Source organism: Candidatus Igneacidithiobacillus taiwanensis (genome assembly GCF_031962545.1).
GTDB lineage: Bacteria > Pseudomonadota > Gammaproteobacteria > Acidithiobacillales > Acidithiobacillaceae > Igneacidithiobacillus > Igneacidithiobacillus taiwanensis.
This window is the reverse complement of sequence record NZ_JAVRKK010000024.1, coordinates 1-25,171: the sequence shown is the minus strand read 5'-3', so window position 1 is coordinate 25,171 and position 25,171 is coordinate 1. Positions and strand designations below refer to the sequence as shown.

Genomic DNA, 25,171 nt, shown 5'->3' with positions numbered 1-25,171 from the left:
GAACGGAGGATAATCTGCTCCGGGAGGTGCCACATATCAATTTGATTGGTCCGGACTTTGCCCAAAGTACCACTGCCGGTATTTTGCGTGCGCGGATCATGTTTCGCGGCAATCTCAATCCCAATATTTCCTACTTCGTGGGCGGCGAATTCGGTAATAATGGGTTTACGCGCGTGCGCGGCGGTTACCAACCCGGTCTGATCGATGGCCATGTAACCTTCAGTTATCTTCCCGGCGCCCGGGTGGAGCTTGGACTGATTCGAGCTCCCAGTGCCGAGGGAGCGATGCGCGGCTTCATGACCTATGATTTTGTCATCAACTCGACAGTCATCAACCAGTTGATGAACCAACCGATGTTGAATTCAGCCTACAACACCAAGGACACTGCGGCCGGCTATTTGTTTCCTGGTACCGAAAAATTGGGGGTGAACGGCTACCGCTACCCCGGCGTCATGGTCTTTGACTGGTTCCGCAACGGGCCCTGGGAATTCAGCTATGGTGCCATGTTGGGGATGTATGGCACCGTTGCCGCCGGCAACCAGTCGAACGAACCCATGGAAGCGGTGCGACTGCAGGAGGCTTACATTCTCGGCGGTAAAGGCCCCTTCCGCAGTGATGTCCAGGGCGGCATCTGGTACCAACATGCGGTACCGCGGCTGGCAGGCCAAAACTTCGATATGAATCGCTACGGTGTCGATCTCACCTATCGCCAGGGGTATATGCATCCCTGGGCGCGTCTGCTGCGCTTCCAATACATCCGCGGTAACGGCTGGATCGATGCGCCAGCGGCCTTCAGCAAGGCGGCGGATCTGAAGCAAGCGGCCCTCTACCAAACCCAACTGTACCCGGATATTAGCAATAAAGCCTGGGGCTATATGGTGGAGGGGGGGGTGTTTTTGACCAAGAATATCGAAGTCAATTTGCGCTACGACTACTACAACCGGTTACCCAACAATCCAGCGCAGAATCGTATCTTCAAAACCTACGCAGTCGGCCTGCAATACCATTTTACGCCACTGACCAAGTTGATGGCGGGCTACTACTTCCGCACCTTGGACGTGCCCCATCCCAACGCTACCAGTCAGAGTGTGGCCAATGCTGTCGACAATGTCTTCGCCTTACAAGCCATGATCGCTTTTTGAGAGGTATTCCATGTTGAAACTCCGCCATTTTCTGCTTGCTTGTAGTGTCCCGGCGCTGTTGGCGTGCAGCACGCTGCCAGCTTGGGCGAATGTCTCGATGTTACAGGACTTCGACTTCAATAAGCCCACCTTCATTCACGATCATCCTTTCGCCAAGGCCAAGGTGGTGCTGCAAGTGAGTCAGGCCGATCCCGCCCGTTGGGATCTTACCCTGAACAATGCCCAGAATCTTTTGAACTACTTTGGGCAAGAGCAAGTACAGATCGTGGTGGTTGCCTTTGGGCCAGGCATCAAGATGTATTTGCCGAAAAACAAGGCCATTGCCGACCGCATTGCGGCCATCAATGCCGAGGGCGTGGAGTTTGACGTTTGCCACAACAGTATGGAGCAGTTCAAGAAGAAGACTGGCCACCTGCCACCCCTGGATCCCTCGGTAGTCATCGTGCCTGCCGGGATCGTGCGCATCATGCAGTTGGAATCCCATGGCTTTGATTACATAAAACCCTAAACCATCTTTCTCAGCCCGCTTGAGGTGGTCGATTCTGGGCCACCTTTTTTGTTAGCGCGGCAACTCGCGGCCCATGCCATATTTGAGGCGACGAGCTGGAAGATACCAGAGCAGCCCGTCAAAAAGCATCAAAGTCCCGGCACCGACAAGGAGGTATTCGGTGAAACTGTAGGGGCTTTCTCCCAACAACTTGTGGATGGCAATGGCAAGGCCAATGAAGGCAACGCCGGTGCGAATCAGCGATAGGCCGGTGCGGGCACGGGCGTACGAAGTCCGCTGGCTGGCAGCAATGGTGCGCTGGGCAGCAAGGATGTTGCGCTCGCGCGCGAGGTGGGTGCGTTCCTTGCTGGCCGGTACCGGTCGGAGCACCGAACAGTGATTGGGAATGGCCGCCGCGAGCCGGGCGAGATGGCTGTCGTCTTGGGGGTGAACGGGCGCTTCTGGCAAATGATAGCGCTGGGTAAAGCGAATGTTCTCGATGGTGATATCGAAAAGCTCTCTACTACAGGGAAGATCCATACGCGCCTTGCGGACCCGTAAATAATCCACCAGACCGATGAGCGCCAAGAGAATACCGGCGAGCAGAATCGGCAGGTGGTATGGCGCCAGAACATTACTCGTTAGGTGGGTGAGGACATTGGCGAGGGCAATCATGGCCAGTCCCCAGCGCAACAGCTTCATGGAGGTTCGCGCTCGGGCATGAGCAGTGCGATGCGCGGCGAGTTTGGTGCGCCAGTGAGCCATGGTATTACGCCAGTAGGCGAGGCCGGTGCGCTCGATGCCGATGAGCAGGGGCGCCTCGGCATGGAGATAATCCTGAATGTACCAAGAGACGTCCTCGCGCAGGGCGACGCGAAATTCGTAGGCGGACGCTGGCAGATGCTGGCGAACCGCATCGCGCATGGCGGCATCGTTGGGGTCGACGGCAGCAATGATCACGATATTTTCCAGTTTGCGTACGGGAAACCAGGCCTGGGCCTGCAATTGCTTGGGATCGAGACCGGCAAAGAGCTCCGTGGGCACCGGTAAGCGTTCATCGTATTGCAGGAAGGCGCAGCCATAGTATTGCGCCAGGGTCTCGAGGAGGGCACAGCGCGCCACACCCAGTTCGTGCAGGAGGATGTGCTCGCATGAGATACCGCGGCGGGCCGCGCTGCGCTCCGCCTCGAGCAGCACGGCAGCATCGAGAACACCGGCGTCGATCAGGCCGCGATACGGAGCAGAGGATTCACTGGTCATAGCGATACTGGAAGCGCTTCCAGGCGCTTTTGGGCAGGCTGTAGTCGGCATCGGCAATCTCGAAATTACCATCGACGAAGGGCGAGCGCCGTTTGCTGGCTTCGGCGGGGAGATACCAGCGTAGACCATCGGCAATCAGATACAGACCGATAACGACGAGACTCAGGTCGAATACCGTCCACAGGATATGAACATGGCCGGTAAAGCGAAAGTAAACGAAAAGGACTGCACCCACGGTCATGACGCTGAAGCCGGTACGCATGAAGGCCATGCCCGTGCGCGAACGCGCCATGATCGTGCGTAAACGCGACATGGCATTGCGCTTGTCGGCAAGGGTGGTGCGCTCGAGGGCAAGGCCGGTAGTGGCAAAGACCCCGGGCGCGGCGCTCACGCCGTTGGCCTCGGTTACGGGGTCGATCCCACAGGCATAGAGGCAGCGAGAAGGCAAAATCGTATCCCAGGGACCGATCCGACCCCAATTCTGGCGGACTGCCTCGAGGGCGCGGTTGGCGGCATGACGACCGGGCCGATACCAGAGGAACCCTTCGATCAACATCAAGGTGCCGATCAGGATGAGGCTGGCGTCGAAGATAGTCCAGGGCCCAAGGGCAAATTTGCGGGCGAAGCCAATACCGATGCCCGCGAAGGCCACACCGGTGCGGGCAAAGGCAAGACCGGTGCGGGCCTTGGCCATTTGCACCCGCAGGTAGGCAAGGATGGTGCGCTCTTCCGCCAGATCCGTGCGGTCGTTGGCAAGAAAGCGGCGCCGTTCCACTGGTGATAGAGCATCCCAGTGCGCGCGCAGCGCCGTGGCCGTCGGAACGGTGGGACTGCGCTCAAAATGCAGCTCACCCCCCTCGACACGAACCTCGATGGCGCTGTACTCCTCCGGGATGGGATAGGGAGGATAGGCCTTGATTCGCGCAGATTCCTGGCGCGCCGGCAGATACCAGAGGATACCGTCGATAATAGCGGCGACACCGACGATGAGCAGCGGGATCTCAAAAAAGAGGAGATCGCCACCCCCAAAGAAACGCAAAAAAGCAACGGCGATACTGATAAAGGTGAGCCCCGTGCGCGCCAAGGCCAATCCCGTGCGGCTGCGGGCAAACTGGGTGCGCTGCGCGGCATAGCGAGTGCGCAGGCCGGCCAGATAGGTCCGCACCTTGGCCAAGGGGGTGCGTCCGCCACAAACGGGAAAGTGCTCGTTGAGATCGGCACTGTTTTCGATCAGGCGCGTCAGATCCGCGGGGGTTGCCAAACGCAATCGCAGCTCTGCAACCCCAAGGGTGGCACGAATATGCGCCAGTAACGACGCGTCGTTGGGGTCGCAAAGCACCACTTCCGCCGCGTCTTGCTCCCAGACCAGGGGAAGCCAACCCTCCTTACGCAAGGTGTCGACGTCGAGACGACGGAGGATGGCAGCGGATGCCGTCGTCTTCTCGCTGTATTCCAACGTATTGCCTGGGTGATTTGCAGCGATTTGGAGGAGTTGCTCCTCCTTGTCTAGCATTTGTGCGTGAATTTTCGTACTCCAGATACCGAAAACGTCGTCACTGGGCGGCAACGCGGTCGCGCACATCGCAGCCAGCGAAACGCGCATTGTGCCAAGATTGACCCGCGGGTGCCAGTAACCGGCATCTACCCGGCGGCTTGCCAGGCTGGGGTCATGCCTCGGCGTGTAGGCCCGGAAAGAGCACCGAAAGGCCGGTGGCCAGGAAGGTGACGGCAATGGCGGCAAGGATCAGACCAAAGATACGCGTCGAGATGTTGATTCCGGTTACGCCCAGGCGACGACTCAGGGGTTCTGCTAAGCGCAGCGCACCGTAAGCAACGAGACTGATAATGACGATGTCGATTACCAAAAGCCCACTCGCCAACCAAGAATTGCTGCGATGATGGGCAATGATCACCGTGACCATGGTGCCAGGACCAGCAAGCAGGGGAATGGCAAGAGGCACCACCGCCACGGCTTCTTTCTGCATGCCCTCCGCAGCCTCCTCTGGGGTATGCTTATAGCGACCACCCGATTTGGCCTGCAGCATGTTGAAGGCCAGGAGCAGCAAGACCATCCCTCCGGCCACCTGGAAAGCCGCAATGCTGATGCCGAAAAAATGCAAGATATACTCCCCCAAAAAGGCCGTAATCAGTAACACCACCGCTACCGCACGCGCTGCGATCTTGGCTGTCTGCAGGCGTTGCTGCGGGGTCTCGTCGTTAGTGAGGGCGATGAATATGGGTACGGCCCCAATGGGATTGAGGATGGCGAGGAGCGCAATCAAGGTGCGCAACGCCTCGTGGATGTCGGTAGTCAGCAAAATGGCGGCCCTCGAACCGTGGCGCCCAACATGGCGCTCTTGCATTGGCAAGCAGAAGTTACCATTTATAATACTACGTAGTTCAGCAGCAGGAGTACGAACCATGCCCACATATGAATATGTATGCCAAGAATGCGGACATCAGCTCACTGTCGAGCAGAAAATGTCGGATGCGCGGCTGCGCGACTGCCCTGCCTGCGGCAAGCCGGGCCTGGAGCGCCAGCTGAGCGCCGGCGGCTTCGCCCTGAAGGGCAGCGGCTGGTACGTCACCGATTTCAAAGGCGGCAGCAAGGCCAGTAAGGCTGAAGAACCCGCCACAGCGCCCTGTGCCGGCGGCGCCTGTGCCTGTCATTGACGAAGCAGGCCCAGCGCGACACCATTAGCAGGCCCTTCGGGGCCTTTTTTCTTAGCTAGGATATCGATATGCGCAGTCATTATTGTCACCAGATCGGCGAACAACAAATCGGGGAACAGGTCACCCTTTGCGGCTGGGTGCGGCGACGGCGTGATCATGGTGGGGTGATTTTTCTGGATCTGCGCGATCGGGAAGGCTTGGTGCAGATCGTCGTCGATCCTGACCGGCCGACGGCCTTTGCTACCGCCGAAGATTGCCGTTCTGAATTCGTGTTGCGGGTGACGGGCGTAGTGCGACGGCGCCCACCTGCCACGGAAAACCCGCAGCTGGCAAGCGGGACGGTGGAGATCCTGGCCGAGGAGATCGAGATTCTCAGCCACGCCGATACCCTGCCCTTTCCCCTCGACGAGGAGGGCCTTGCCGAAAACCTGCGCCTGCAATACCGCTATCTCGACCTGCGTCGACCGCAGATGCTGCACAACCTGCGCCTGCGCCACCAAATCACTCGCTACGTGCGCAATTATCTCGATGCCGCTGGCTGCATCGATGTCGAGACGCCGGTCCTTACCCGCTCGACGCCCGAGGGGGCGCGGGATTACCTCGTTCCTTCCCGCACCCAACCGGGCCAGTTTTTTGCCCTGCCGCAAAGCCCCCAACTCTTCAAGCAGCTGCTGATGGTCGCCGGCTTTGATCGTTACTACCAGATTACCAAATGCTTCCGCGACGAGGACTTGCGCGCCGATCGGCAACCGGAATTCACGCAGATCGACATCGAGCTTTCCTTTGTGGAAGAAGCCGATGTGATGGCGCTGGCAGAGCCGATGATCCGCGGCCTGTTTCGGGAGGTTTTGGGGGTTGCTTTGCCCGACCCCTTCCCGCGCATGACCTATGCCGAGGCCATGCAGCGCTTTGGCGTCGATCGCCCCGACTTACGTAACCCCCTGGAGCTAACGGAACTCACGGAGCTGATGCGCGACGTCGATTTCACCGTCTTTCGCGCTGCCGCCGAAGCCCCACGCGGCCGGGTGGCCTGTTTGCGGGTGCCGGGTGGTGCCAGCCTCAGTCGAGCGCAGATCGATACCTACACCGAATTTGTGGCGATCTACGGTGCCAAGGGCTTGGCCTGGATCAAAGTCAACGACCGCGCGGCCGGCGCGGCCGGCCTGCAGTCCCCCATCGTCAAGTTTTTGCCCGAGGGCGTACTGCAGGAGATTTTGCAGCGCAGCGGCGCGGAGAATGGTGACATCCTGTTCTTTGGGGCAGATCGTCGCAAGGTGGTCAACGAGGCCTTGGGGAATCTGCGCAATCGCGTCGGTGCCGATCTTGGGCTTTTGCGCGGCGACTGGGCACCGGTTTGGGTCACCGACTTCCCGATGTTCGAGTTCGACGAGAAGGAAGAGCGTTGGACCTCGACCCACCACCCCTTCACCGCGCCGCAGTCGGCCGATCTCGAGGCCCTGCGCCGGGACCCGGAACACGCCTTGGCACGCGCCTATGATCTGGTGCTGAATGGCAACGAAATTGGCGGCGGTAGTATCCGTATTCACCGCCACGATGTGCAACAGGAGGTCTTTGCCGCCCTCGGCATTGGCGCTGAGGAGGCTCGCGACAAATTTGCCTTCCTCCTCGATGCCCTGCGTTTTGGCGCTCCCCCCCATGGGGGTATGGCCTTTGGCCTCGATCGTTTGGTGATGCTGATGAGCGGTAGCGAGACCATTCGTGACGTCATTGCCTTCCCCAAGACGCAAAAGGCCGGCTGCCTACTCACCGCTGCACCGAGCCCGGTTGCCGATCGACAATTACAGGAACTGGGTATCCGATTGCGGCCTGGGATTGGAGATGGCGTACAAAATTCCTAAGTCGGTTCTGGTCCTCGTCCATACCACCCGGCAGGTGTTGTTGCTCGAGCGGGTGCGCCCTGCAGGGTTCTGGCAGTCGGTTACCGGCAGCCTCGAGCCGGGAGAGGACTGGCGCCAGGCGGCCGAGCGCGAACTGGCAGAGGAAACCGGCTTTGCGGCCACCAACCTGATCGACACCGGGGTGCGCAATTGCTTTCCCATCGTGCCCCCTTGGTCGGAACGCTACGCCCCAGGGGTGACCGAGAATGAAGAACGCATCTTTACCCTACTCTTGGCGACTCCAGAAGCCCCTCGCTTACGTCCCAGCGAACACTGCCGCTTCGCTTGGCTGCCGCCACGCGCAGCGGCGGAACGCTGTGGCTCTTACACCAACCGCAACGCCATCCTGCGCCTTTTCGGACCGCTTGACGAAGCGGCACAAGCCTCTTAGCGTGCGAGGTATGGCAGGGCAAATGCAACGAGGCGGGCAATGAGCGTGGAAACCTTGCAATTTCAGGGGCGTAAGGCAGCGGCCGAACTCGATACGCGGATTCGCGTCGCCAAAGCTGCTCTGGGTAAACGGGCGGTGATCCTCGGGCATCACTATCAGCGCGAGGAGGTCTATCGGCACGCCGATTTTCACGGCGATTCGCTGCAGTTGTCGCGGGCGGCAGCGGAATTGGATGCCGAGTTCATCGTCTTTTGCGGGGTGCATTTCATGGCCGAGGTGGCAGACATCCTGAGCCGCCCGGAGCAAAAGAGCATTTTGCCCGATCTGCAAGCCGGCTGCTCGATGGCCGACATGGCCAGCATCGCCCAAGTGGAGCGGGCCTGGCAGGACTTGGCCGAGGTACTCGATCCCGACAGTGAGCTCACCCCGGTTACTTACGTCAACTCGAGCGCCGAGCTCAAGGCTTTTTGTGGGCGCCATGGTGGCACCGTCTGTACCTCTTCCAATGCCCGCCGTATCCTCGACTGGGGCTTTCGCCAACGACCGAAAGCCTTTTTCTTTCCAGATCAGCATCTGGGGCGTTGGAGTGGGCACCAGCTCGGCATTCCCTTGGCGCAGATGCCGGTCTGGGACCCAGAGCTGCCCTTGGGCGGCCTGACGCCGGAGGAAGTCCGCAATGCTCGCATCCTGTTATGGAAGGGGCACTGTTCCGTGCATCAGATGTTCCAGCCGCTGCATATCGAGCGCTGGCGCGAGCAGCATCCCCAGGGTAAGGTCATTGCCCATCCCGAGGCCGCCTTCGAGGTTTGCAGCATGGCCGACGCGGTTGGCTCCACCGACTTCATCCTCAAAACCGTGAAGGCGGCGGAGCCCGGCAGCGAATGGCTGGTGGGTACAGAAATCAATCTGGTCAGCCGCTTGGCGGAGGAAGTGCGGGCCGAAGGCAAGACCGTGGAATTTATGTCGCCTATGGTCTGCATGTGTTCGACCATGTTTCGCATCGACCCGGAGCAACTAGCCATTACCCTCGAAGAATTGGTGGCGGGGCGGCCACGCAATGTCATTCGCGTCGAAGAGCCAACGGCGACGCAGGCGCGGGTTGCTCTACAGCGGATGTTGGATCAATCCTGAGCACGACGCTGCCCAATAGCACCGCCGACGGGTATGGCGACTGGACCTTCTGGCAGCGCACCCTGCACCGCGGCATCGTTTGCTACGCCAAGCAATATCAGGGGGGGCGTTGGGACACGAGCACCCTGCCGGCGACCGGGGCGGCGATCCTCGCCTGCAATCATCTTTCGGTCCTCGATCCCCTGCTGCTCATCGCCAGTAACCGGCGCATCATTTCCTTTTTGGTCGCCCAGGAATACTACGATCAGGCTTGGTTACGCCCCCTGCTCGACCTTACCGCCTGTATTCCTGTGCGCCGCGACCGGCGCGATTTGCGCGCCCTTTTACAGGCCCGCCGTCTGTTGCGCGCCGGCCACGTGCTGGGGATTTTTCCCGCCGGGGGTATCGACCGCGAGGGCATGCAGAAGGGTCTCGCTTGGCTGGTGCAGGAGACCAGCGCACCGGTAGTTCCCGCGCGCATCCTGGGGGCACGCCAGTATTCATCGGACCTACGCACTTGGCTGTGGCGCCAGCATCCTGTGCTGCGCTATGGGATTCCCTTACACTTTCATCCGAATGCCGATGCCGCCGAGATCCTTGGCGCGACGCGCAGTGCCATCGCTACCTTGGCATGACGTTTGCGAGCCCTTTGCGCTATCATCCCTAACTTGTCTATGCATTAGCAAAAAACCAGGAGGCTCGGGATGGCCGGTCACAGTAAATGGGCCAACATCAAATTTCGCAAGGCCGCGCAAGATGCCAAGCGCGGCAAGATCTTTACTCGCCTGATTCGGGAAATCACCGTTGCTGCCCGCGCCGGAGGCGGCGATCCCGCCTCCAACCCACGACTACGCACCGCGCTTGACAAGGCCTATGCCAACAACATGGCCAAGGATACCGTCGAGCGCGCCATCAAACGGGGCACCGGCGAGCTCGAGGGAGTGGAATACGAGGAGGTGACCTATGAGGGCTACGGGCCCAACGGGGTAGCAATCCTGGTTGAGACAATGACCGACAACAAGGTGCGCACGGTTGCAGAAATTCGCCATATTTTCTCCAAGCGCGGCGGTAATCTCGGTACTTCGGGTTCGGTGGCCTATCTTTTCCAACGCCGCGGGATCATCGTGTTTCCGGCGGGCAGCGACGAGGAACGAATCTTTGAGGTCGCCTTGGAGGCCGGCGCCGAGGATGTGGTGGACGAGGGCGAGCGCTTGGTGGTGTATACCGCGCCGTCGGATCTCGAAAGCGTGGTCGCGGCGCTGAAGGCTGCTGGGCTAGCGCCCGAAGATTCGGAACTGAGCATGATCCCGGAAACCACCGTCGAACTCGCTGGCGAAGATGCGGAAAAACTCCTGCGCCTACTCGACGCTCTGGAGGAAAATGACGACGTGCAGAACGTCTTCGCCAACTACAGCATTAGCGACGAGGAAATGGCGCGCATCGAGGCCAACTCCTAACCCATGCGCATCATCGGCATCGACCCTGGCTCCCTGCGCACCGGCTTCGGCATCATCGAGACGTTGCCCGGCGGGCGCTTGCGCCACGTAGAACATGGCTGCCTGCAACTGGGTCGACAGCCCTTTCTGGAACGTTTGGCACAGATCCACCAGCGCCTGCGCGCAATCGTGCAGGAGTTTCGACCCGAAACGGCCGCCATCGAAGCAGTCTTCCTGGCTCGCAATGCCGACTCTGCCCTAAAACTCGGGCAGGCCCGCGGCGCGGCCCTGGTCGCTCTCCTCGACGCCGCGCTGCCAGTGGCCGAGTACAGCGCTTTGCAGATCAAGAAGGCTACCGTCGGCGCTGGTCACGCCGACAAAACCCAGGTGGAGCACATGGTACGAAGGCTGTTGGGGATTGGCGAGGGTATCCAGGCCGACGCTGCCGATGCCCTCGCCTGCGCCATCTGCCATGCCCATTGCCAGGGTACCCAGAACTTCTGGGCAGCGCGGGAGATCGGGGGACAATGATCACCAGCCTGCAAGGCAAGGTGCTACAGCGGCGTCCGCCTTGGTTGTGGTTGGACGTGGGCGGGGTGGGCTACGAGATCGAGATGCCCCTCTCCAGCTTCTATCAGCTGCCTGCCGAGGGTTCGCCCGTGCAGGTCTTCACCCACTTCATGGTGCGCGAGGATGCGCAGTTGCTGTACGGTTTTCTGCGTCTCGAGGAGCGCGAACTTTTCCGCTTGCTCATCAAGGTCAATGGTATTGGCGGTAAGGTCGCCCTCGCCTGTTTGGCCGGGCTCGACGTCGAGCAGCTACGCCAGGCCTTGCTGCTGGGCGACAAAAAGCGGTTGACCGCCATACCCGGAATCGGTGCCAAAACGGCTGAGCGGATGATCGTCGAGCTGCAGGACAAGATCGGCAGCCCCGGCCCGCAATCGAGCTCCGGCCAGACCCTCGATGATCCTCGCCAGGAAGCCATTGCGGCGCTGCAGAGCCTAGGCTACAAGGCAGCAGAGGCACAGCGGGCGGTAGAAGGTCTGGCCACCGATTTGCGAACTGAGGAGCTGTTACGTTTGGCCTTACAAAGCTTGGCTCGCTGCTAGATGGAACTTTGCCGAATCAGGACACTCCCAGCGCCATGAGCCGCGATATCCTCACACCTCTCGAGCAAGGTGCCGATCAGGTCGACCACGCCCTGCGCCCCCGCCTGCTGCAGGAATATCTGGGGCAGGAGCGCCTGCGCGCCTCGTTGTCTTTGTTCATCGATGCGGCACGGCAGCGCGGCGAGGCCCTCGACCACGTCTTGCTTTTCGGACCGCCGGGCTTGGGCAAGACTACCCTCGCCCACATCATCGCCCAGGAAATGGGAGCGGGCCTCAAGGTGACCTCGGGGCCCATCCTCGACAAGGCCGGCGACCTCGCCGCCATTCTCACCAACCTGCAGCCCCACGACGTGCTCTTCGTCGATGAAATCCACCGCCTAAGCCCGGTGGTGGAGGAAGTTCTCTATCCCGCTCTCGAGGACTTCGAGCTCGACATCCTCATTGGCGAGGGGCCGGCGGCACGCTCCATCAAGATTGGCTTGCCGCCCTTTACCCTCATCGGTGCCACCACCCGCGCCGGGCTTCTCTCCTCCCCCTTGCGCGACCGCTTCGGCATCAGCTTTCATCTCGAGTTTTACAGTGTTGACGAACTGAGTCGTATCGTTGAGCGCTCGGCGCGAATTCTGCGGGTGCCCGCGCAACCCGAAGGGCTGCGCGAAATCGCCGCCCGCGCCCGCGGCACACCCCGCATCGCCAACCGGCTGCTGCGCCGGGTTCGGGACTATGCGCAGGTGCGCGGCGACGGCAGTATCGATCTCGCAACGGCGCAGGCGGCGCTGGAGATGATGGAGGTGGACGCTCGCGGCTTCGATCCGCAGGATCGTCGTCTGCTCGGTATCATCATCGAGCGTTTTGGCGGTGGGCCGGTGGGGGTGGAGAGCCTTGCCGCCGCCTTGGGCGAAGATCGTGGCACCATCGAAGACGTACTCGAGCCCTTTCTGATCCAATCGGGCTATCTCATTCGTACCCCCCGCGGGCGCTGCGCCACGGCACAAAGCTATCTTGCCTTGGGACTGCCGCATCCCGATCAAGCGCGCAGCGGGAGTCTTTTTGATGGCGCCTGAAAGCGACAGTCGCGGCCGCTTCTATGTGCGTGTATATTATGAAGATACGGATCATGGCGGGGTGGTTTACCATGCCAATTATCTGCGCTTCATGGAGCGCGCTCGCACCGAAATGCTGCGCGAAAGAGGACTGGAACTGGATCGGCTGGAAAAAGAAGATGGGGTGGTGTTTGCCGTACGTCGGGCGCAGCTCGACTTTCGCGCACCCGCTCGCTTCAACCAGCACCTTCGTATAGACACCCGCGTCAACGAGATACGACCCTTGCGCATGCGCTTTGTTCAACAGATTTTTGCGGAAGAAGTTCTGCTCTGCATTGGCGAGATTGAAGTCGCTTGTCTTGCTGCGCAGAATTTCCGCCCAACACCCATTCCTGTATCCATTGTTACTGCCTTTTCTTCTACCCTTACCCACGAGAACGCATGAACGCCAGCGCCTTACCTTCCCCGCAGCACCTCTCCCTCAGTCATTTGATTCTTCATGCCAGCCCCGTAGTGCAGGGAATCCTGCTCCTGCTCTTGATTGCCTCGGTGGTGTCTTGGTTTGTAATCTTTCAAAAAGGGATCGTTTTTGCGCGGGCGCAGGGGGCGCTGAAACGTTTCGAGAAGCGCTTTTGGAGCGGCGGCGAAATGGCGCAGATCTACCAGCAGGTTAGCAACAACCCGCAATTGGAAACCGGCGCCGGTAGTATCTTCTGTGCCGGCTACGAGGAATTTCAGCGACAACGCAAAGGTCGCCCCAGTGATGCCCTCGACGCCGCTCGGCGGGCGATGCGCGGAGCCCAAATTCGCGAGGTTGGGCAGCTCGAGAGTAACCTGCCGCTGCTCGCCTCGATTTCCTCCGTTGCTCCCTTCGTGGGTTTGCTCGGCACCGTTTGGGGCATCATGACCACCTTCATGAACATCGGCATGGCGCAGCAGGCAACCTTGGCCGCCGTGGCGCCTCCCGTTGCCGAGGCGCTGATCGCCACCCTCGCCGGGCTTTTTGCGGCCATTCCCGCCACCTTTTTCTACAACCGCTTCGTCCATCGGCTCTATGAACTCGACGCCCATTATGAGGTCTTCATGGACGAGTTCACCAACATCCTGCATCGGCAGCTGCCTGAGGGCAAAGCATGAAACGACGTCGTCTGCTGGCAGAGATGAACGTCGTCCCCTACATCGACGTCTCCCTCGTTCTGCTCGTCATTTTCATGCTTTCCGCACCCTTGCTCACCCAAGGGGTAAATGTGAATTTGCCCAAAGGCGTAACCAAGCCCGTGCCAGACAAGACGCCACCCATCGTCATTTCCGTTGCCAAGAATGGGCAGCTTGATCTGCAATACAAGGATGAACATCTGCAACCGCAACTGGCGGATCTCGCCGCGACGGTGACCAAGATCGGCCATGGCGACGCTGCCCAAATGCAAGTGCTCGTGGGCGGCGACGCCCAGGCGGACTACGGCAAGGTAATGGCGGTGATGGCTGCCCTGCAGCAGGCAGGCATCTCGCATGTGGGACTACTGACCCGACCGGAGCGGCATTGAGAGAAAATCCGCGCTTCGTCCCCATCCTTCTTGCCGTCATCCTGAACGTGGCGGTGTTGGTAGCCCTGTTCTGGACCTTTCACGTCAACATTCCCAGTGCTACCCAGGGCACTATGCAGGCGACTTTGCAGGCGGCACCGCCAGCCGCGGCTCCCCCCGTTGCCGCACCCGCCGTGCAGCCAACACCTACTCCAAAACCGGTAGCGAAACCAGTCATCGAGCCAACACCCAAACCTACGCCAAAGCCGGCCCCAGAGCCAAAGCCGGTGCCCCGGCCTGCTGTGCGGCCGGTTTCCAAACCCGTACCCATAGAGAAGCCACAACACCACGCCCAGGAAGCGGCAGCAAAGCTCGCCGCCGAACGTGCCGCGGCGGAAAAACATGCCGAGGAGCTGGCGGCAAGGCGCGCGGCCGCAAGGCAGGCGGCAGCCGAAAAAGCCGCGGCGGAAAAGGCCGCCGAGAGGCGCGCGGCAGAAAAGGCAGCAGCCAAGCAAGCGGCACAGGCAGCAGCCGAGAAGAAGGCGGCAGAGCAGGCAGCGGCCAAAAAAGCGGCGCAAGAAGCGGCGGAAAAGGCGGCAGCCGCCCGGGCGGCAGAACTGAAAAAAGAGCTTGCGGAGCAAGCCGCCAAGGCAGCACAAGCGGCTCGGGCGAAAGCCCTACAGCAGCAATTGGCAGCGCAGCAGGCCAAAGCACAGGCGGAAGCTAACCTGGCCGCAGCGCGGGCCCAGACGGCCGCCGAGAACCACCGCCTGGAGGCGCTCTTCGAGCAGGAGATACAGCGTCGGGTCAAACGTTCTTGGGATACTACTTTCGCCGCCGCACTCACTTGCGTGGTGAGCTTCCGCCTCAGTCCAACGGGTACCATCCTTGGTGAACCACAGGTGACGCGTAGTAGCGGCAGCCCGGCTTTCGACCGCGCAGTGATCCAAGCCGTGGAGGCGGCGGCACCTTTCGTGCCACCTTTGGGGCTACCCTACAGTTCGTACAACAACGTCACGATTCAATTCAATGCCGAGGAACTCAGCAATGGCTAAGCGTATTGTCCTTTTTCTGTGCTGGCTGCTCTGTCTGGGCTTTGTGTTGCCCAGCGAGGCAACCCTGACGGTGCAGGTCACCAAAAGTGTGTCGAGCGCCCTACCCATCGCCATCCCTTCCTTTGGGGCCGGTATTCCTGGGCAACCCAGCGTGGCAGAGGTGGTACGTAGTGATCTCAGTCATAGTGGGCTATTCAATGTCCTGTCTCCAGCCAGTTATCCCGGCGATCCGCAAACTCCCAGCGCGGTGCAGGCCAACGCCTGGACGGGGATCGGCGCAACCGGCCTGGCGATTGGATCGGTGCAGCGCGCAGGACAAGGCTATGTCGTTACCGTCTACGTATATAACGTCGCCACCGGCAAGGAGCTGGCGGCAAAACGTTTCAGCTGCTCGCCCGCGGAGCTGCATATGACGGCGCATCATGTGGCTGACGTCATCTACCAAGCCTTTACCGGCAAGCCGGGGCCCTTTGCCAGCCGAATCGCTTACGTGCGTCAGGTGGGGCCCGAGTATGCGCTCATCGTTGCCGAGTCCGACGGTTGGAATCCGCATGTAGTCGTACAGGGTCGCATGCCGCTGCTGTCGCCGGTCTGGTCTCCCGACAATCGCCGCCTAGCCTATGTGACCTATGTGAATTCCCGTGCCACCATTTTCGTGCAGGATCTCGCCACGGGTCAGCGCCAAGCCATCGCCCCGGGGGGGCAAATCGTCAGTGCGCCGAGCTTTTCTCCCAATGGTCAGGAACTCGCCTATGCCCGCTCCGAGGGGGGCGAAACCAATATCTTCACCGTCGATTTGGCTACCGGACAGCGCCGGCAGCTCACCCGCGGCGGCAGTATCAATACCTCGCCTTCGTGGTCGCCCAGCGGCGAGATCGCCTTTGTGTCGGATCGCGATGGGGGTCCGCAGATCTTTGTGATGAATTCGCAGGGGGGAGGGCAGCATCGCATCAGCTTTAGCGGCAATTACAATGCCAGCCCCGCCTTTTCGCCCGATGGACGGAAAATCGCCTTCATCCATCGTAGCAATGGGGTCTACGCCTTGGCCGTGATGGATGCCAACGGCGGCGATCTCGACATACTCGATGCCCAGGGCAACTGCGATCACCCGAGTTTTGCCAAAAATGGCCAAATGGTGATTTACGGTACCCATCGCGGCGGGCGTAAGGTGCTCGCCGAGGCGAGTATCGATGGTCGGACCCTGGCCATTTTGCATGGCATGGGCGACGACAGCCAACCGGCCTGGTCCAACTGAGGCGTTTCTCCGTCCGCCTGAGCCGAGTATGAGCCTGCACCTGTGGCTGCTTTATGTGGCAACGGTGCTGGTGATTTCCGGGATTCCCGGGCCGAATATGCTGCTGGTGATGAGCCACGGCGCCCTTCATGGTCTGGGGCGCTCGGTAGCGACCATGTTCGGCTGTTTCTCGGCACTTTTGCTGATGATGGTCGTCTCGGTCGGCGGCCTAGGGCTATTTTTGCAAAGTTGGCCACATCTTTTTGCTCTGCTGCGCATCGTCGGGGCCTTATATCTGGTCTACTTGGGCGTATCTGCTTGGCGACAAAGTCGCAACCCTGGCCTTGATCCCATCGCCGCGACGCAAGAGCGTCTTGCGCCCAACCCGGTCGAGCTCTACAAAACGGGCTTTCTGGTGGCGATGAGCAATCCCAAGGCCTTGCTCTTTACCTTGGCGTTAGTGCCGCAATTCATGCGCTACAACGGTAACTTTGCGCTGCAGTTTACCGAACTGGTTTTGAGCTTTGCCGTTATCGAGTTCAGTTGGTATGTGCTTTACTCCGCGTCGGGGGCGCGCTTGGCGCGCCTGCTGCGCGGGGCACGGGCGCAACAACGCCTGCAGCAGTGGAGCGCTGGGATTTTTATCCTGTTGGGACTGGGCTTGCTGCTCTTGGCCATGGGGCAGCTGCCGCACTAGCGATAGGGTGCCGGGTCGCTTTGCCCGAGTTCGGCAAAGGCGGTCAGACGCAGGCGACAGGCATCGCAGCGACCGCAAGAGCGCCCCTCGGCGTCGAGCTGATAACAGGAGCGGGTGAGGCCGTAGTCTACTCCGAGCGCAAGACCGGTTTGGATGATCTCGGCCTTCCGCATATGCTGCAGCGGGGCATGGATGCGCGGCGCCTCCCCCTCTACGCCCAGCTTGGTGGCAACCGCCGCTAAGTGCCCAAACGCCTCGATGAAGGCCGGCCGGCAATCGGGATAGCCGCTATAGTCTTGGCTGTTGACGCCAACGAAGATATCCCGCACCTGTAGCACCTCTGCAAGCGCCAAGGCATAGGCAAGAAAAACCGTGTTGCGGGCGGGCACATAAGTAATTGGGATACCGGCACCCACGCCATCTTCGGGCACCGCCAAGGCCGCATCGGTGAGGGCGGATCCACCCAAGCCACCCAGATCGATCTTGAGAATGCGGTGGCTGGCCACCCCCATCGTTTGGCCAATCAGCCGTGCATGGTCGAGCTCATTTTGATGCCGCTGGCCGTAGTCAAAAGACAGAGCGTGGATGGCGTAGCCGTCGCGGCGCAGCAGTGCGGCCACCGTTGCCGAATCGAGGCCGCCGGAGAGCAAGAGAATTGCTACCTGTGCTGCCATTGCCATCTCCTTCAATGCCCGGGAACGTCGCCCCAGATGAGCTTGTGCAACTGGATCTGTACTCGCACCGGCAGGGCATCGGCGAGCACCCACTCGGCCAAGTCACGCAGGGACAGCTGCGCATGGCTCGGCGAGAAGAGAATTTCCTGCACCGGCAAGGGCTGTTGACGTAGAAAATCGCGGGCCCACTCATAGTCTTCGCGGCTGCAGAGAACGAATTTGACTTGATCTTGCGGCTGCAGCAACGCGAGATTGTCCCAGAGATTTTTCTCGTACTCTCCGGAGTCTGGGGTTTTGATGTCGAGGATCTTGACTACCCGCGGATCGACGGCAGCGACCGGCAAAGCGCCGCTGGTTTCGAGGTAGACCTCGCGCCCGGCGTCGCAAAGGGCGCCCATGAGCTCGTGCACCGCCGGCTGGGCAAGCGGCTCCCCCCCGGTCACCACCACCAACTGACCGGGTCGTTCCGCGACCCGATCGAGAATGGCTTGTTGCTCCATCCATTCCCCGCCATGAAAGGCATAGGCGCTATCACAGTACTGGCAACGGAGGGGACAGCCGGTGAGCCGCACAAAGGTAGCGGGGCGGCCCATGGCGCTGGTTTCCCCCTGCAGACTATGAAAAATCTCGGTAATGCGCAGCCGCGCCATACCTAATGGCCACTGGCTTGGAGCTGAGCCTGGGCCTTTTGCGCAGCGGGGGTGCTGGGGTAGTGCTGTAGTAAGCGGCGGAAAGTAGCGCGCGCCTTGGCGGGCTGGCCTATGGCTTGGTAGAGCTGTCCCAGCTGCAGGAGTGCATCTGGCGCTTTGCTACTTTGGGAATACTTAGCGGCCGACTCATAACTGTGAATTGCGGCGTCATTTTGCCCAAGCACATACTGAGCTTGCCCGAGCCAATAGTAGGCGTCTACCACTAGGCTACTTTGCGGGTATTTTTTGATGAAGGCTTGAAAGCCGGTGACGGCGGTGCCGTACTTGCCGGCCCGCAGCAGATCAAAGGCGCGCTGGTAATCGGCTTGGCCAAGGCCCGCAACGGAGCTGTTGACGGTGCTTTGCGCCTCGGCGGCGATGGCTTGGGCGGGCGCTGGGGTGATCAGTGCGGCGCTACCACTGCTACTCGCCGTTGCCGCCGTGGCCCTCGTCGCCATGGCAGCTGCCAAGGCGTCGACTTTGGCGTTGGTCTTTTGCTGCGCGAGTTCGAGGGCATGGGTCTTAGTCTCGAGATAGCCGCGCAACTCGCGGATCTCCTGTTGCATGTGCTGGGAGCGATTGAGCAAATCAGCCAGGGCCGCTTGGCTGCCGCGGCTCGCCTTTTGCACCGCAATGAGACTCTGAATTTCGCCCTGCATCACTGCCACCTGCTGTTGCAGCTGGAGAATCTGCTGGCCTTCTGAATCTGCCCAGGCCGGTGCACTGGCGAACAGAAACGTAGTCATCAGCGCGGCAGTCAGCTTACCCTTCATCGAATGCGACCTCCCAATCAGCCGTTGTATCCCCCACTGTAGACAAAATCGACCCGTCGGTTACGCGCCCAGCAGGCCTGGTCATTTTGGTTGCAGAGGGGATTGTCCTTGCCAAAACTGACGGTGCTGATACGGGAGGCACTCACTCCCTGGGACTCCAGATAGCGCTTTACCGTTTCCGCACGCCGTTCGCCAAGAGCGAGATTATATTCTTGGGTACCGCGATCATCGGTATTGCCCTCGAGGCGCACTTGCACGTGCGGGTGATTCATCATGAACTGAGCGTTTTCTGCGGCAATGGCTTGGCCCGCGGCATCCATGTTGTCGCTATCAAAGGGAAAATGCACCCGTAGCTGACTGGGCAGGGCAGCGAGCTCTGCGGCGGTGAGCCCGTGATTACTGCCGCCGATAGGGCCGTTGGCGTTGAGGTCTTGCGAGTTGACCCCCTGCCCCTCGTAGCCGTTGGTAGCTACGGAGCTCACCGGGGCAACCGGCCCCACGGCCTTGGGCGCGCCGCTGCCCACATTACGCGCGCATCCGGACAGCGCCAAAAGAGAAATACCAAAAACGGTGACAAGGGTGCGAAGCTGCATGCGTTTTCTCCAAAAGAATTTGTGTGATTGTATCGCGCCCGGCAGAAATTCAGCAATGATCGATTTCCACGGCTTGACAGGGTGGGCAGCGCTGCTAAGGTTGGGCGTTTATTACCGGACATGACCCGACCCATGACTGCTTTGCGTATCGGCACCCGCGCCAGTCCCCTCGCCCTGTGGCAGGCGGAGCATGTGCGCACCGCCCTGCAGGCCCGCGATCCCTTCCTTGCGGTGGAACTCGTTCCCATGACCACCACCGGCGACCGCGAGCTTGCCGCCCCCCTGCATCAAATTGGCGGCAAAGGCCTCTTCGTGAAGGAGATCGAGGCGGCTCTCCTGGCTGGCCGTGTCGATTTGGCCGTGCATTCCATGAAGGACGTACCGGCGCAGCAGCCACCGGGCCTAGAATTGGCAGTAATCCTCGAACGCGAAGAGGTACGCGATGCCTTCGTCTCCAATCAGTACGCGAGCGACGACGCCCTACCCGCCGGTGCGCGTGTGGGGAGCTCGAGCCTGCGGCGGCGCGCCCAGTTGTTGCATCGATACCCAGAGCTCGTGCTCGCCGATCTGCGCGGCAATGTCGCCACCCGTTTAGCCAAACTCGACAACGGCCAATTCGATGCCATCATCCTCGCCGCTGCCGGCCTCAAGCGCTTGGGCCTCGCAGAGCGCATTCGCCATCTGTTTGCTGTCGAAGACTCCCTGCCGGCGGTCGGTCAGGGCGCCATCGGCATCGAAATTCGCGGCGACGACGAGCACACCCGCGCCCTGGTTGCTCCGCTCGCCCATCGAGAAACCAGCCTTTGTGTGCTCGCCGAACGGGCTATGAACCGCAAACTCGGGGGAGATTGCCGTCTACCCGTTGCCGCCCTGGCGCAGATGCAGGAAGACGGCACCCTGCTCCTGCGCGGGCGGGTGGCGAGCCCCGATGGTCAACAGCTGCTGCACGCCGAAGCGACAGGCACGGATCCCGTCACCCTTGGTGCGACGGTTGCCGACGATCTTTTAAAACAGGGTGCGGGCAAAATTCTGCGGGAGTTACCCTCAACATGACGACGACGTTACAGAACAAGGGCATCGTGGTGACCCGTCCGAAGGAGCAGTCGGCAGAGCTGATCGCTGCTCTGCAGGAGCGCGGCGCCCGCCCCATTGCTTTCCCTGCCCTGCAAATCGAGGCGCCCGAGACCTGGCATTCTCTGGACTCGGCCCTGGAGCGGATCGCGAGCTTCGACTGGGCGGTCTTTACCAGCCGCAATGCCGTGCATTTTGCCCTTAGTCGCTGGCAAAGCCGAAGCGCCCAGGATTGGCCGCAGGGTCTACGCGTTGCTGCCGTCGGACGCGAGAGTGCCAAGGCGTTGGCGGAGTTTGGTGTACATGCCCAGCTGGCACCCAAACGTGCCGGCTCCGAGGCGCTGCTCGAGAGCCCGGAGTGGCAGGAGGTAGGAGGTCTGCGCTTTGCCCTCTTTGCCGGCGATCAGGGGCGGGAGTTGATCGAGCAGACCCTGACCGAGCGCGGCGCTGTGGTCGAAAAAGTCTTTTGTTACCGGCGCATCGTTCCCGGGTTGAACCCAACGCCGCTTTTGCACGCCTGGGCGCGGGGCGAGCTCGATGCGGTAACGGTGACCAGCCCGGAGATCTTCCACAATTTTTATCAGATGGTGGGTGGATTAGGGCAGCGTTGGCTGAAAAAGACCCCGATCATTGCCATCAGCGAGTTGACCGCCGAGGCGGTGACCAGCAAGGGGCTACCGCCGCCCTGGATCGCCCCGGAGGCCAGCAATACCGGGTTACTCGCAGCCCTGGAAGAATGGGCGCAGACAGCAGGGAGGGATCCTTCATGAAGCATTTTTTTGCCTCCAGCCAACAACCGCGGCGCCTGCGGCGACATCCCTCGATGCGCGCCCTGCTGCGGGAAACCCTGCTGCAGCCAAGCGATTTTTTGCTGCCGATTTTTCTCGTTGAAGGCGAAGGGATCCGTAGTGAAATCATCAGTATGCCCGGCGTCTATCGTCACAGCATCGACTCTGCCCTGCGCCTTTGTGCCGAGGCCGCTAACCGCGGCATTCCCGGGGTTTTGCTGTTTGGGGTGATGGACGCCAGCGTCAAGGACGAGGTCGGTAGCGCCTCCTGGCAGAGCGATGGCCTGGTGCAGCGCGCCAGCCGCGCCATCAAGGGGCAGTTTCCGCAGCTCTTGGTCATTGCCGATGCCTGTTTTTGCGAGTACACCTCCCACGGTCACTGCGGCGTTCTTGCCCACGATGGTGATCGCGATGATCAGGCGACCCTCGAAAACCTGCAGCAACAGGCCCTTTCCTATGCCGAGGCAGGGGTAGACGTCATCGCTCCCTCGGGCATGGTCGATGGGATGGTGATGGCGATTCGCGAAGCGCTGGATGCCGCTCGCCACGAGCGAGTAGCGATCCTCTCGTATGCCATCAAATACGCCAGTGCCTTTTACGGACCCTTTCGCGACGCCGCCGACAGCGCCCCGAGTTTTGGCGATCGTCGCGCCTATCAGATGGACCCCGCCAATCGGCGCGAGGCCTTTCGCGAGCTCGCCCTCGACCTCGAGGAGGGCGCCGACATGGTCATGGTCAAGCCCGCCATGCCCTACCTGGACCTGATCCGCGACGTGCGCGAGCGCTGCGATGCACCGGTCCTCGCCTACCAAGTATCCGGCGAGTACAGCATGCTGCACGCGGCAGCGCAGGCGGGCTATCTCGATCTGCAGGGTGCGCTGCTCGAGTCTTTACTGAGCATCAAGCGCGCTGGCGCCGACGCCATTATCAGCTACGCTGCCCTCAACGTCTGCGACTGGCTCCGCTAGCGCGCGGCGATTTCCAGCGCCTCCAGGCTCTGCGCCCGCGACTCGACGCGATAGCGCCAGGAGACCAAGGTAGCCAGGCCGGCCAAAGCAGCGGTCAGTAACAACACCCAAGCGAGCCCCAAGTCGCGCTGCAGGATTGGGAAGAGCAAAGCGGAGCTGACGGCGCCCAGGCGCGAAATGGCCGTCGCCCATCCGGACACCGTCCCTCGCCAGGGGGTGGGAAAGAGCTCCACCGCCAAGGCAATGACCGTCACCGCCGGCCCAAGACCCAAACCGATGGCATAGAGCGCCGCGCCGAGCAATACCACCAGGGCATGATCGCCTGTTGCTGCCCAGGCAAAAATCGTGAGGCCGAGCGCCATCAGAGCAAAGCCCGCCATTTGCAAGGGAATGCGTCCCCAGCGATCGAGGCGCGGCAAGACATAAGCAATGGCCAGCGCCGAGAGCACTAAGAGGGCGGCATTGATGGCTGCCGCCGCCTGGCTACTGGCGACCCAGCTCTGCTCCCGCAGCACCTCGGGCAGATAGAGGGCAATCCCCAGGCTGACCATGTCGAGCAAAAACCACGGCAGAATGGCCAGAATCAGGCGTCGTCGCCAAACACCCCGAAAGAGATCGCGGAGCGGCAAAGACTGACCGGTGTACCCCTGCAGCGCCTGCTCTTGTGTGGCGGCATCCCAGTCGGGATGCAGGGCAGCGAGGGCTGCCGCCGCTCGTTTCTGCTCCCCCCGGCGCCAGAGCCAGCGCGGTGATTCCGGCAGATCGCGACGCAACCAGCCGAGGAGAAATACCGGCAACACGGCACTGCCCAGCATCCAGCGCCAGGATGTATCGCCTAAAGGCAACAAGGCCCAGCCCAGCACAGAAGAAGCGAGGGCACCGACAAACCAAGAAAGATTGATCCAGGCAAAGCCGCGGCCGCGCCGCGCCGTAGCGCTGAATTCGGCGACGATGGTCGCCACCAGGGGGTAATCGAGGCCAATGGCGACCCCGGTAAGGAAACGTCCAATTTCGAGTTGCAACAAGTCGGGGCTGCAGGCGCTCCATAGGGCACCGACGCCGTAGAGCAAGATATTGGGCAAAAGCAGGCGCCGTCGGCCGAAAGCATCGCTCACCCAGCCGCCACCCAACGCGCCCACAAAGGAGCCGATCAGCACCATGGCCATGATCGACCCCGTTTGCCCCGGACTGAGCTGCCAAACCCGAGTCAGGGGCAGCAGGGCAATGGCCATGATGCTGAGGTCGAAGCCATCAAGAAACATTCCCAGCATGGCGGCTGCAAGGGGGTGCCCAGCAGGCTTGGAAAGAGACCGAATCGCCACGGAATGCCTCACTAGCAGATCGACGCGCCGCTATTAGGACACAGCGGCACCAGCAGGTCTAGGAAAGCTCAGATGCGTTTCTGCCAGGCCTCGATGGCGAGAAGAATCGTCTCGTCAAATTGCTCGGGTGCTGCCCGCCGGATCCCATCCTTGGCCTGCTGAATGCGCGAAGCAATTTGAGCAGCGCGCGCGCCTCTTCATAGGAAGATTTTTCTTGCGTCATGGGCATTGGAGTGCAAAGGTTGACGAGAGTTTCCCAGGTCTTGACGGGAACGCCCTTGGGCGCAAAGAGGAGTGCGTGATGACTTTTGCTTTGGTAGCCGTAGTGAGCCTTGCCTTTACCCTTGCCGCGGCGTCGGTGGGTTCAATCTTCCGGCCCGACGCCTGGTACGCCGCTTTGCGGATGCCCAAGGGGACGCCGCCACCCTGGGTATTTCCCGTGGTCTGGACCATTCTGTACATCCTGATGGCCTTCTCCGCCGCCCTGATTTTTGTGTTACCGGCTACTCCACTGCGCTCACTCGCTCTGCTACTGTACGGCGGCCAATTGCTGGCCAATGCTGCGTGGTCTTGGATTTTCTTTGGCCGACACCAGATTTTCTGGGCATTGCTTGATCTTCTTTTACTATTGCTGCTAGTGATTGCCTGTTGCATCGTATTTGCCTTGCTCGACGCATGGGCGGCGTGGCTCTTGCTGCCGTACCTCCTCTGGCTCTTGGTGGCATTGTATTTGAATGCGACAACTTGGCGACTCAATCCCTCCGCGTAAAGAACGTATCCCTCGAGGTGCTCCATGCGAAATGTACTACGGGTGTTTTTGTTAGTGATCGGTATTGTAGTTCTCCTTTCCGGTCTACTCTTTTTTCTACAAGGAACGGGGATCTTCCCGTACCCGAAAACCAGTTTCATGATCAATGAAAAGATTTGGGTTTTGCGCGGCGCCTTGTTGTTTATTCTCGGTATTTTTCTTCTTATTATTCGCCGAGCGCTGAGACGAAGGTAATTTCTGATATATTTATAGGCTAGTATCTCCTTCGGTTCTGGCACTCTGGCCATAAAATACATTTTCACAATATAAGAATATGCGATTATATAAATAATAGATTATTTTTATCATTCCGGCTAAACCATAAGAACTTGGCCGGCTCAAAAATGAAGTGCAACACCTTTGGTCCAAGGAGACTGGAGGTGAACAATGGGCAACCAGTATCAGCACTTGAGCATGGATGAGAGAA

Annotated in this window: 30 protein-coding genes; 21 read left to right on the top strand and 9 right to left on the bottom strand. The window is 60.5% G+C overall.

Going from position 1 to position 25,171, the window contains the following annotated elements:
• Positions 1-1,142, top strand: a 1,142-nt coding sequence (locus RTI30_RS05375; RefSeq protein WP_312283389.1) for a porin, incomplete at its 5' end; no start/stop codon positions are given.
• Between the two features lie 10 nt (positions 1,143-1,152).
• Positions 1,153-1,650, top strand: coding sequence for a DsrE family protein (locus RTI30_RS05370; RefSeq protein ID WP_312263441.1), 498 nt, complete (start codon positions 1,153-1,155; stop codon positions 1,648-1,650).
• A 51-nt stretch (positions 1,651-1,701) separates the two neighbouring features.
• Here RTI30_RS05370 and RTI30_RS05365 read toward each other — a convergent pair whose 3' ends face one another.
• From RTI30_RS05365 to RTI30_RS05355, 3 genes are all read right to left on the bottom strand, one after another.
• A complete protein-coding gene (locus RTI30_RS05365; protein ID WP_312263440.1) occupies positions 1,702-2,889 on the bottom strand; it encodes a type II secretion protein in 1,188 nt (395 codons plus the stop codon).
• Entirely contained in the window at positions 2,879-4,345 is a 1,467-nt protein-coding gene (locus RTI30_RS05360) for a hypothetical protein (RefSeq protein ID WP_409449679.1), read from the bottom strand. The genes RTI30_RS05365 and RTI30_RS05360 overlap by 11 nt, the downstream gene beginning before the upstream one ends.
• A 211-nt stretch (positions 4,346-4,556) precedes the next feature.
• Positions 4,557-5,207, bottom strand: a complete 651-nt coding sequence (locus RTI30_RS05355) for an NAAT family transporter (protein ID WP_312262816.1) — start codon at positions 5,205-5,207, stop codon at positions 4,557-4,559.
• Between the two features lie 103 nt (positions 5,208-5,310).
• On the opposite strand from RTI30_RS05355, the gene RTI30_RS05350 reads away from it, so the two are divergent.
• The 4 genes from RTI30_RS05350 to nadA all read left to right on the top strand — a co-directional run bounded on the left by RTI30_RS05350 (position 5,311) and on the right by nadA (position 8,982).
• Positions 5,311-5,562, top strand: a complete 252-nt coding sequence (locus RTI30_RS05350; protein ID WP_312262815.1) for an FmdB family zinc ribbon protein — start codon at positions 5,311-5,313, stop codon at positions 5,560-5,562.
• Positions 5,563-5,630: 68 nt separating this feature from the next.
• Positions 5,631-7,421, top strand: a complete 1,791-nt coding sequence (aspS, locus tag RTI30_RS05345) for an aspartate--tRNA ligase (RefSeq protein ID WP_312262814.1) — start codon at positions 5,631-5,633, stop codon at positions 7,419-7,421.
• Positions 7,402-7,851: a dihydroneopterin triphosphate diphosphatase gene (gene nudB / locus RTI30_RS05340; protein ID WP_312262813.1), complete on the top strand. Its 450-nt coding sequence runs from the start codon at positions 7,402-7,404 to the stop codon at positions 7,849-7,851. The genes aspS and nudB overlap by 20 nt, the downstream gene beginning before the upstream one ends.
• A 39-nt stretch (positions 7,852-7,890) precedes the next feature.
• Positions 7,891-8,982, top strand: coding sequence for a quinolinate synthase NadA (nadA, locus tag RTI30_RS05335; RefSeq protein ID WP_312262812.1), 1,092 nt, complete (start codon positions 7,891-7,893; stop codon positions 8,980-8,982).
• Here nadA and RTI30_RS05330 read toward each other — a convergent pair.
• A complete protein-coding gene (locus RTI30_RS05330; RefSeq protein WP_312262818.1) occupies positions 8,973-9,146 on the bottom strand; it encodes a hypothetical protein in 174 nt (57 codons plus the stop codon). The genes nadA and RTI30_RS05330 overlap by 10 nt on opposite strands.
• Here RTI30_RS05330 and RTI30_RS05325 point away from each other — a divergent pair.
• The 11 genes from RTI30_RS05325 (at position 9,108) to RTI30_RS05275 (ending at position 17,058) form a co-directional block, all read left to right on the top strand.
• The gene (locus RTI30_RS05325) at positions 9,108-9,596 is read left to right on the top strand and encodes a lysophospholipid acyltransferase family protein (RefSeq protein WP_312262817.1); all 489 of its coding nucleotides are present in this window, start codon (positions 9,108-9,110) and stop codon (positions 9,594-9,596) included. The genes RTI30_RS05330 and RTI30_RS05325 overlap by 39 nt on opposite strands.
• A gap of 69 nt (positions 9,597-9,665) precedes the next feature.
• Entirely contained in the window at positions 9,666-10,418 is a 753-nt protein-coding gene (locus tag RTI30_RS05320) for a YebC/PmpR family DNA-binding transcriptional regulator (protein WP_312262811.1), read from the top strand.
• A gap of 3 nt (positions 10,419-10,421) precedes the next feature.
• Entirely contained in the window at positions 10,422-10,928 is a 507-nt protein-coding gene (ruvC, locus tag RTI30_RS05315) for a crossover junction endodeoxyribonuclease RuvC (RefSeq protein WP_312262810.1), read from the top strand.
• Positions 10,925-11,506, top strand: a complete 582-nt coding sequence (ruvA, locus tag RTI30_RS05310) for a Holliday junction branch migration protein RuvA (protein ID WP_312262809.1) — start codon at positions 10,925-10,927, stop codon at positions 11,504-11,506. Before ruvC ends, ruvA begins: the two co-directional genes overlap by 4 nt.
• Before the next feature lie 35 nt (positions 11,507-11,541).
• Positions 11,542-12,570, top strand: a complete 1,029-nt coding sequence (gene ruvB, locus RTI30_RS05305; RefSeq protein ID WP_312262808.1) for a Holliday junction branch migration DNA helicase RuvB — start codon at positions 11,542-11,544, stop codon at positions 12,568-12,570.
• Positions 12,560-12,994 carry a tol-pal system-associated acyl-CoA thioesterase gene (gene ybgC, locus RTI30_RS05300; protein WP_312262807.1) on the top strand — a complete coding sequence of 145 codons (435 nt, stop codon included), beginning with the start codon at positions 12,560-12,562 and terminating at the stop codon, positions 12,992-12,994. The genes ruvB and ybgC overlap by 11 nt, the downstream gene beginning before the upstream one ends.
• On the top strand, positions 12,991-13,686 hold the full coding sequence (gene tolQ / locus RTI30_RS05295) for a protein TolQ (protein WP_312262806.1): 696 nt from the start codon (positions 12,991-12,993) through the stop codon (positions 13,684-13,686). Before ybgC ends, tolQ begins: the two co-directional genes overlap by 4 nt.
• Positions 13,683-14,093, top strand: coding sequence for a protein TolR (gene tolR / locus RTI30_RS05290; protein WP_312262805.1), 411 nt, complete (start codon positions 13,683-13,685; stop codon positions 14,091-14,093). The genes tolQ and tolR overlap by 4 nt, the downstream gene beginning before the upstream one ends.
• Positions 14,090-15,127 carry a cell envelope integrity protein TolA gene (gene tolA, locus RTI30_RS05285; RefSeq protein ID WP_312262804.1) on the top strand — a complete coding sequence of 346 codons (1,038 nt, stop codon included), beginning with the start codon at positions 14,090-14,092 and terminating at the stop codon, positions 15,125-15,127. The genes tolR and tolA overlap by 4 nt, the downstream gene beginning before the upstream one ends.
• Positions 15,120-16,382 carry a Tol-Pal system beta propeller repeat protein TolB gene (gene tolB / locus RTI30_RS05280; RefSeq protein WP_312262803.1) on the top strand — a complete coding sequence of 421 codons (1,263 nt, stop codon included), beginning with the start codon at positions 15,120-15,122 and terminating at the stop codon, positions 16,380-16,382. Before tolA ends, tolB begins: the two co-directional genes overlap by 8 nt.
• 28 nt (positions 16,383-16,410) lie before the next feature.
• Complete coding sequence (locus tag RTI30_RS05275) at positions 16,411-17,058, top strand: LysE family translocator (RefSeq protein WP_312262802.1); 648 nt, start codon at positions 16,411-16,413, stop codon at positions 17,056-17,058.
• Here RTI30_RS05275 and queC read toward each other — a convergent pair.
• From queC to pal, 4 genes are read right to left on the bottom strand one after another with little or no spacing between them, the layout of a single operon-like run.
• Entirely contained in the window at positions 17,055-17,732 is a 678-nt protein-coding gene (gene queC / locus RTI30_RS05270; protein WP_312262801.1) for a 7-cyano-7-deazaguanine synthase QueC, read from the bottom strand. The genes RTI30_RS05275 and queC overlap by 4 nt on opposite strands.
• A gap of 11 nt (positions 17,733-17,743) precedes the next feature.
• A complete protein-coding gene (gene queE, locus RTI30_RS05265) occupies positions 17,744-18,382 on the bottom strand; it encodes a 7-carboxy-7-deazaguanine synthase QueE (RefSeq protein ID WP_312262800.1) in 639 nt (212 codons plus the stop codon).
• Positions 18,383-18,384: 2 nt separating this feature from the next.
• The gene (gene ybgF, locus RTI30_RS05260; RefSeq protein WP_312262799.1) at positions 18,385-19,194 is read right to left on the bottom strand and encodes a tol-pal system protein YbgF; all 810 of its coding nucleotides are present in this window, start codon (positions 19,192-19,194) and stop codon (positions 18,385-18,387) included.
• 17 nt (positions 19,195-19,211) lie between these two features.
• The gene (pal, locus tag RTI30_RS05255) at positions 19,212-19,787 is read right to left on the bottom strand and encodes a peptidoglycan-associated lipoprotein Pal (RefSeq protein WP_312262798.1); all 576 of its coding nucleotides are present in this window, start codon (positions 19,785-19,787) and stop codon (positions 19,212-19,214) included.
• A gap of 132 nt (positions 19,788-19,919) precedes the next feature.
• On the opposite strand from pal, the gene hemC reads away from it, so the two are divergent.
• The 3 genes from hemC to hemB are packed head-to-tail and all read left to right on the top strand — an operon-like array spanning position 19,920 to position 22,614.
• On the top strand, positions 19,920-20,840 hold the full coding sequence (gene hemC / locus RTI30_RS05250; protein ID WP_312262797.1) for a hydroxymethylbilane synthase: 921 nt from the start codon (positions 19,920-19,922) through the stop codon (positions 20,838-20,840).
• A complete protein-coding gene (locus tag RTI30_RS05245) occupies positions 20,837-21,628 on the top strand; it encodes a uroporphyrinogen-III synthase (protein ID WP_312262796.1) in 792 nt (263 codons plus the stop codon). The genes hemC and RTI30_RS05245 overlap by 4 nt, the downstream gene beginning before the upstream one ends.
• The gene (hemB, locus tag RTI30_RS05240; protein WP_312262795.1) at positions 21,625-22,614 is read left to right on the top strand and encodes a porphobilinogen synthase; all 990 of its coding nucleotides are present in this window, start codon (positions 21,625-21,627) and stop codon (positions 22,612-22,614) included. Before RTI30_RS05245 ends, hemB begins: the two co-directional genes overlap by 4 nt.
• Here hemB and RTI30_RS05235 read toward each other — a convergent pair.
• Positions 22,611-23,936 (bottom strand): MFS transporter, encoded by a 1,326-nt coding sequence (locus RTI30_RS05235; RefSeq protein ID WP_312262794.1) that lies wholly within the window; start codon positions 23,934-23,936, stop codon positions 22,611-22,613. The genes hemB and RTI30_RS05235 overlap by 4 nt on opposite strands.
• A 301-nt stretch (positions 23,937-24,237) precedes the next feature.
• Between RTI30_RS05235 and RTI30_RS05230 the strand changes: the two genes are divergently transcribed.
• Positions 24,238-24,705: a TspO/MBR family protein gene (locus tag RTI30_RS05230; RefSeq protein ID WP_312262793.1), complete on the top strand. Its 468-nt coding sequence runs from the start codon at positions 24,238-24,240 to the stop codon at positions 24,703-24,705.
• Positions 24,706-25,171: the final 466 nt, after the last annotated feature.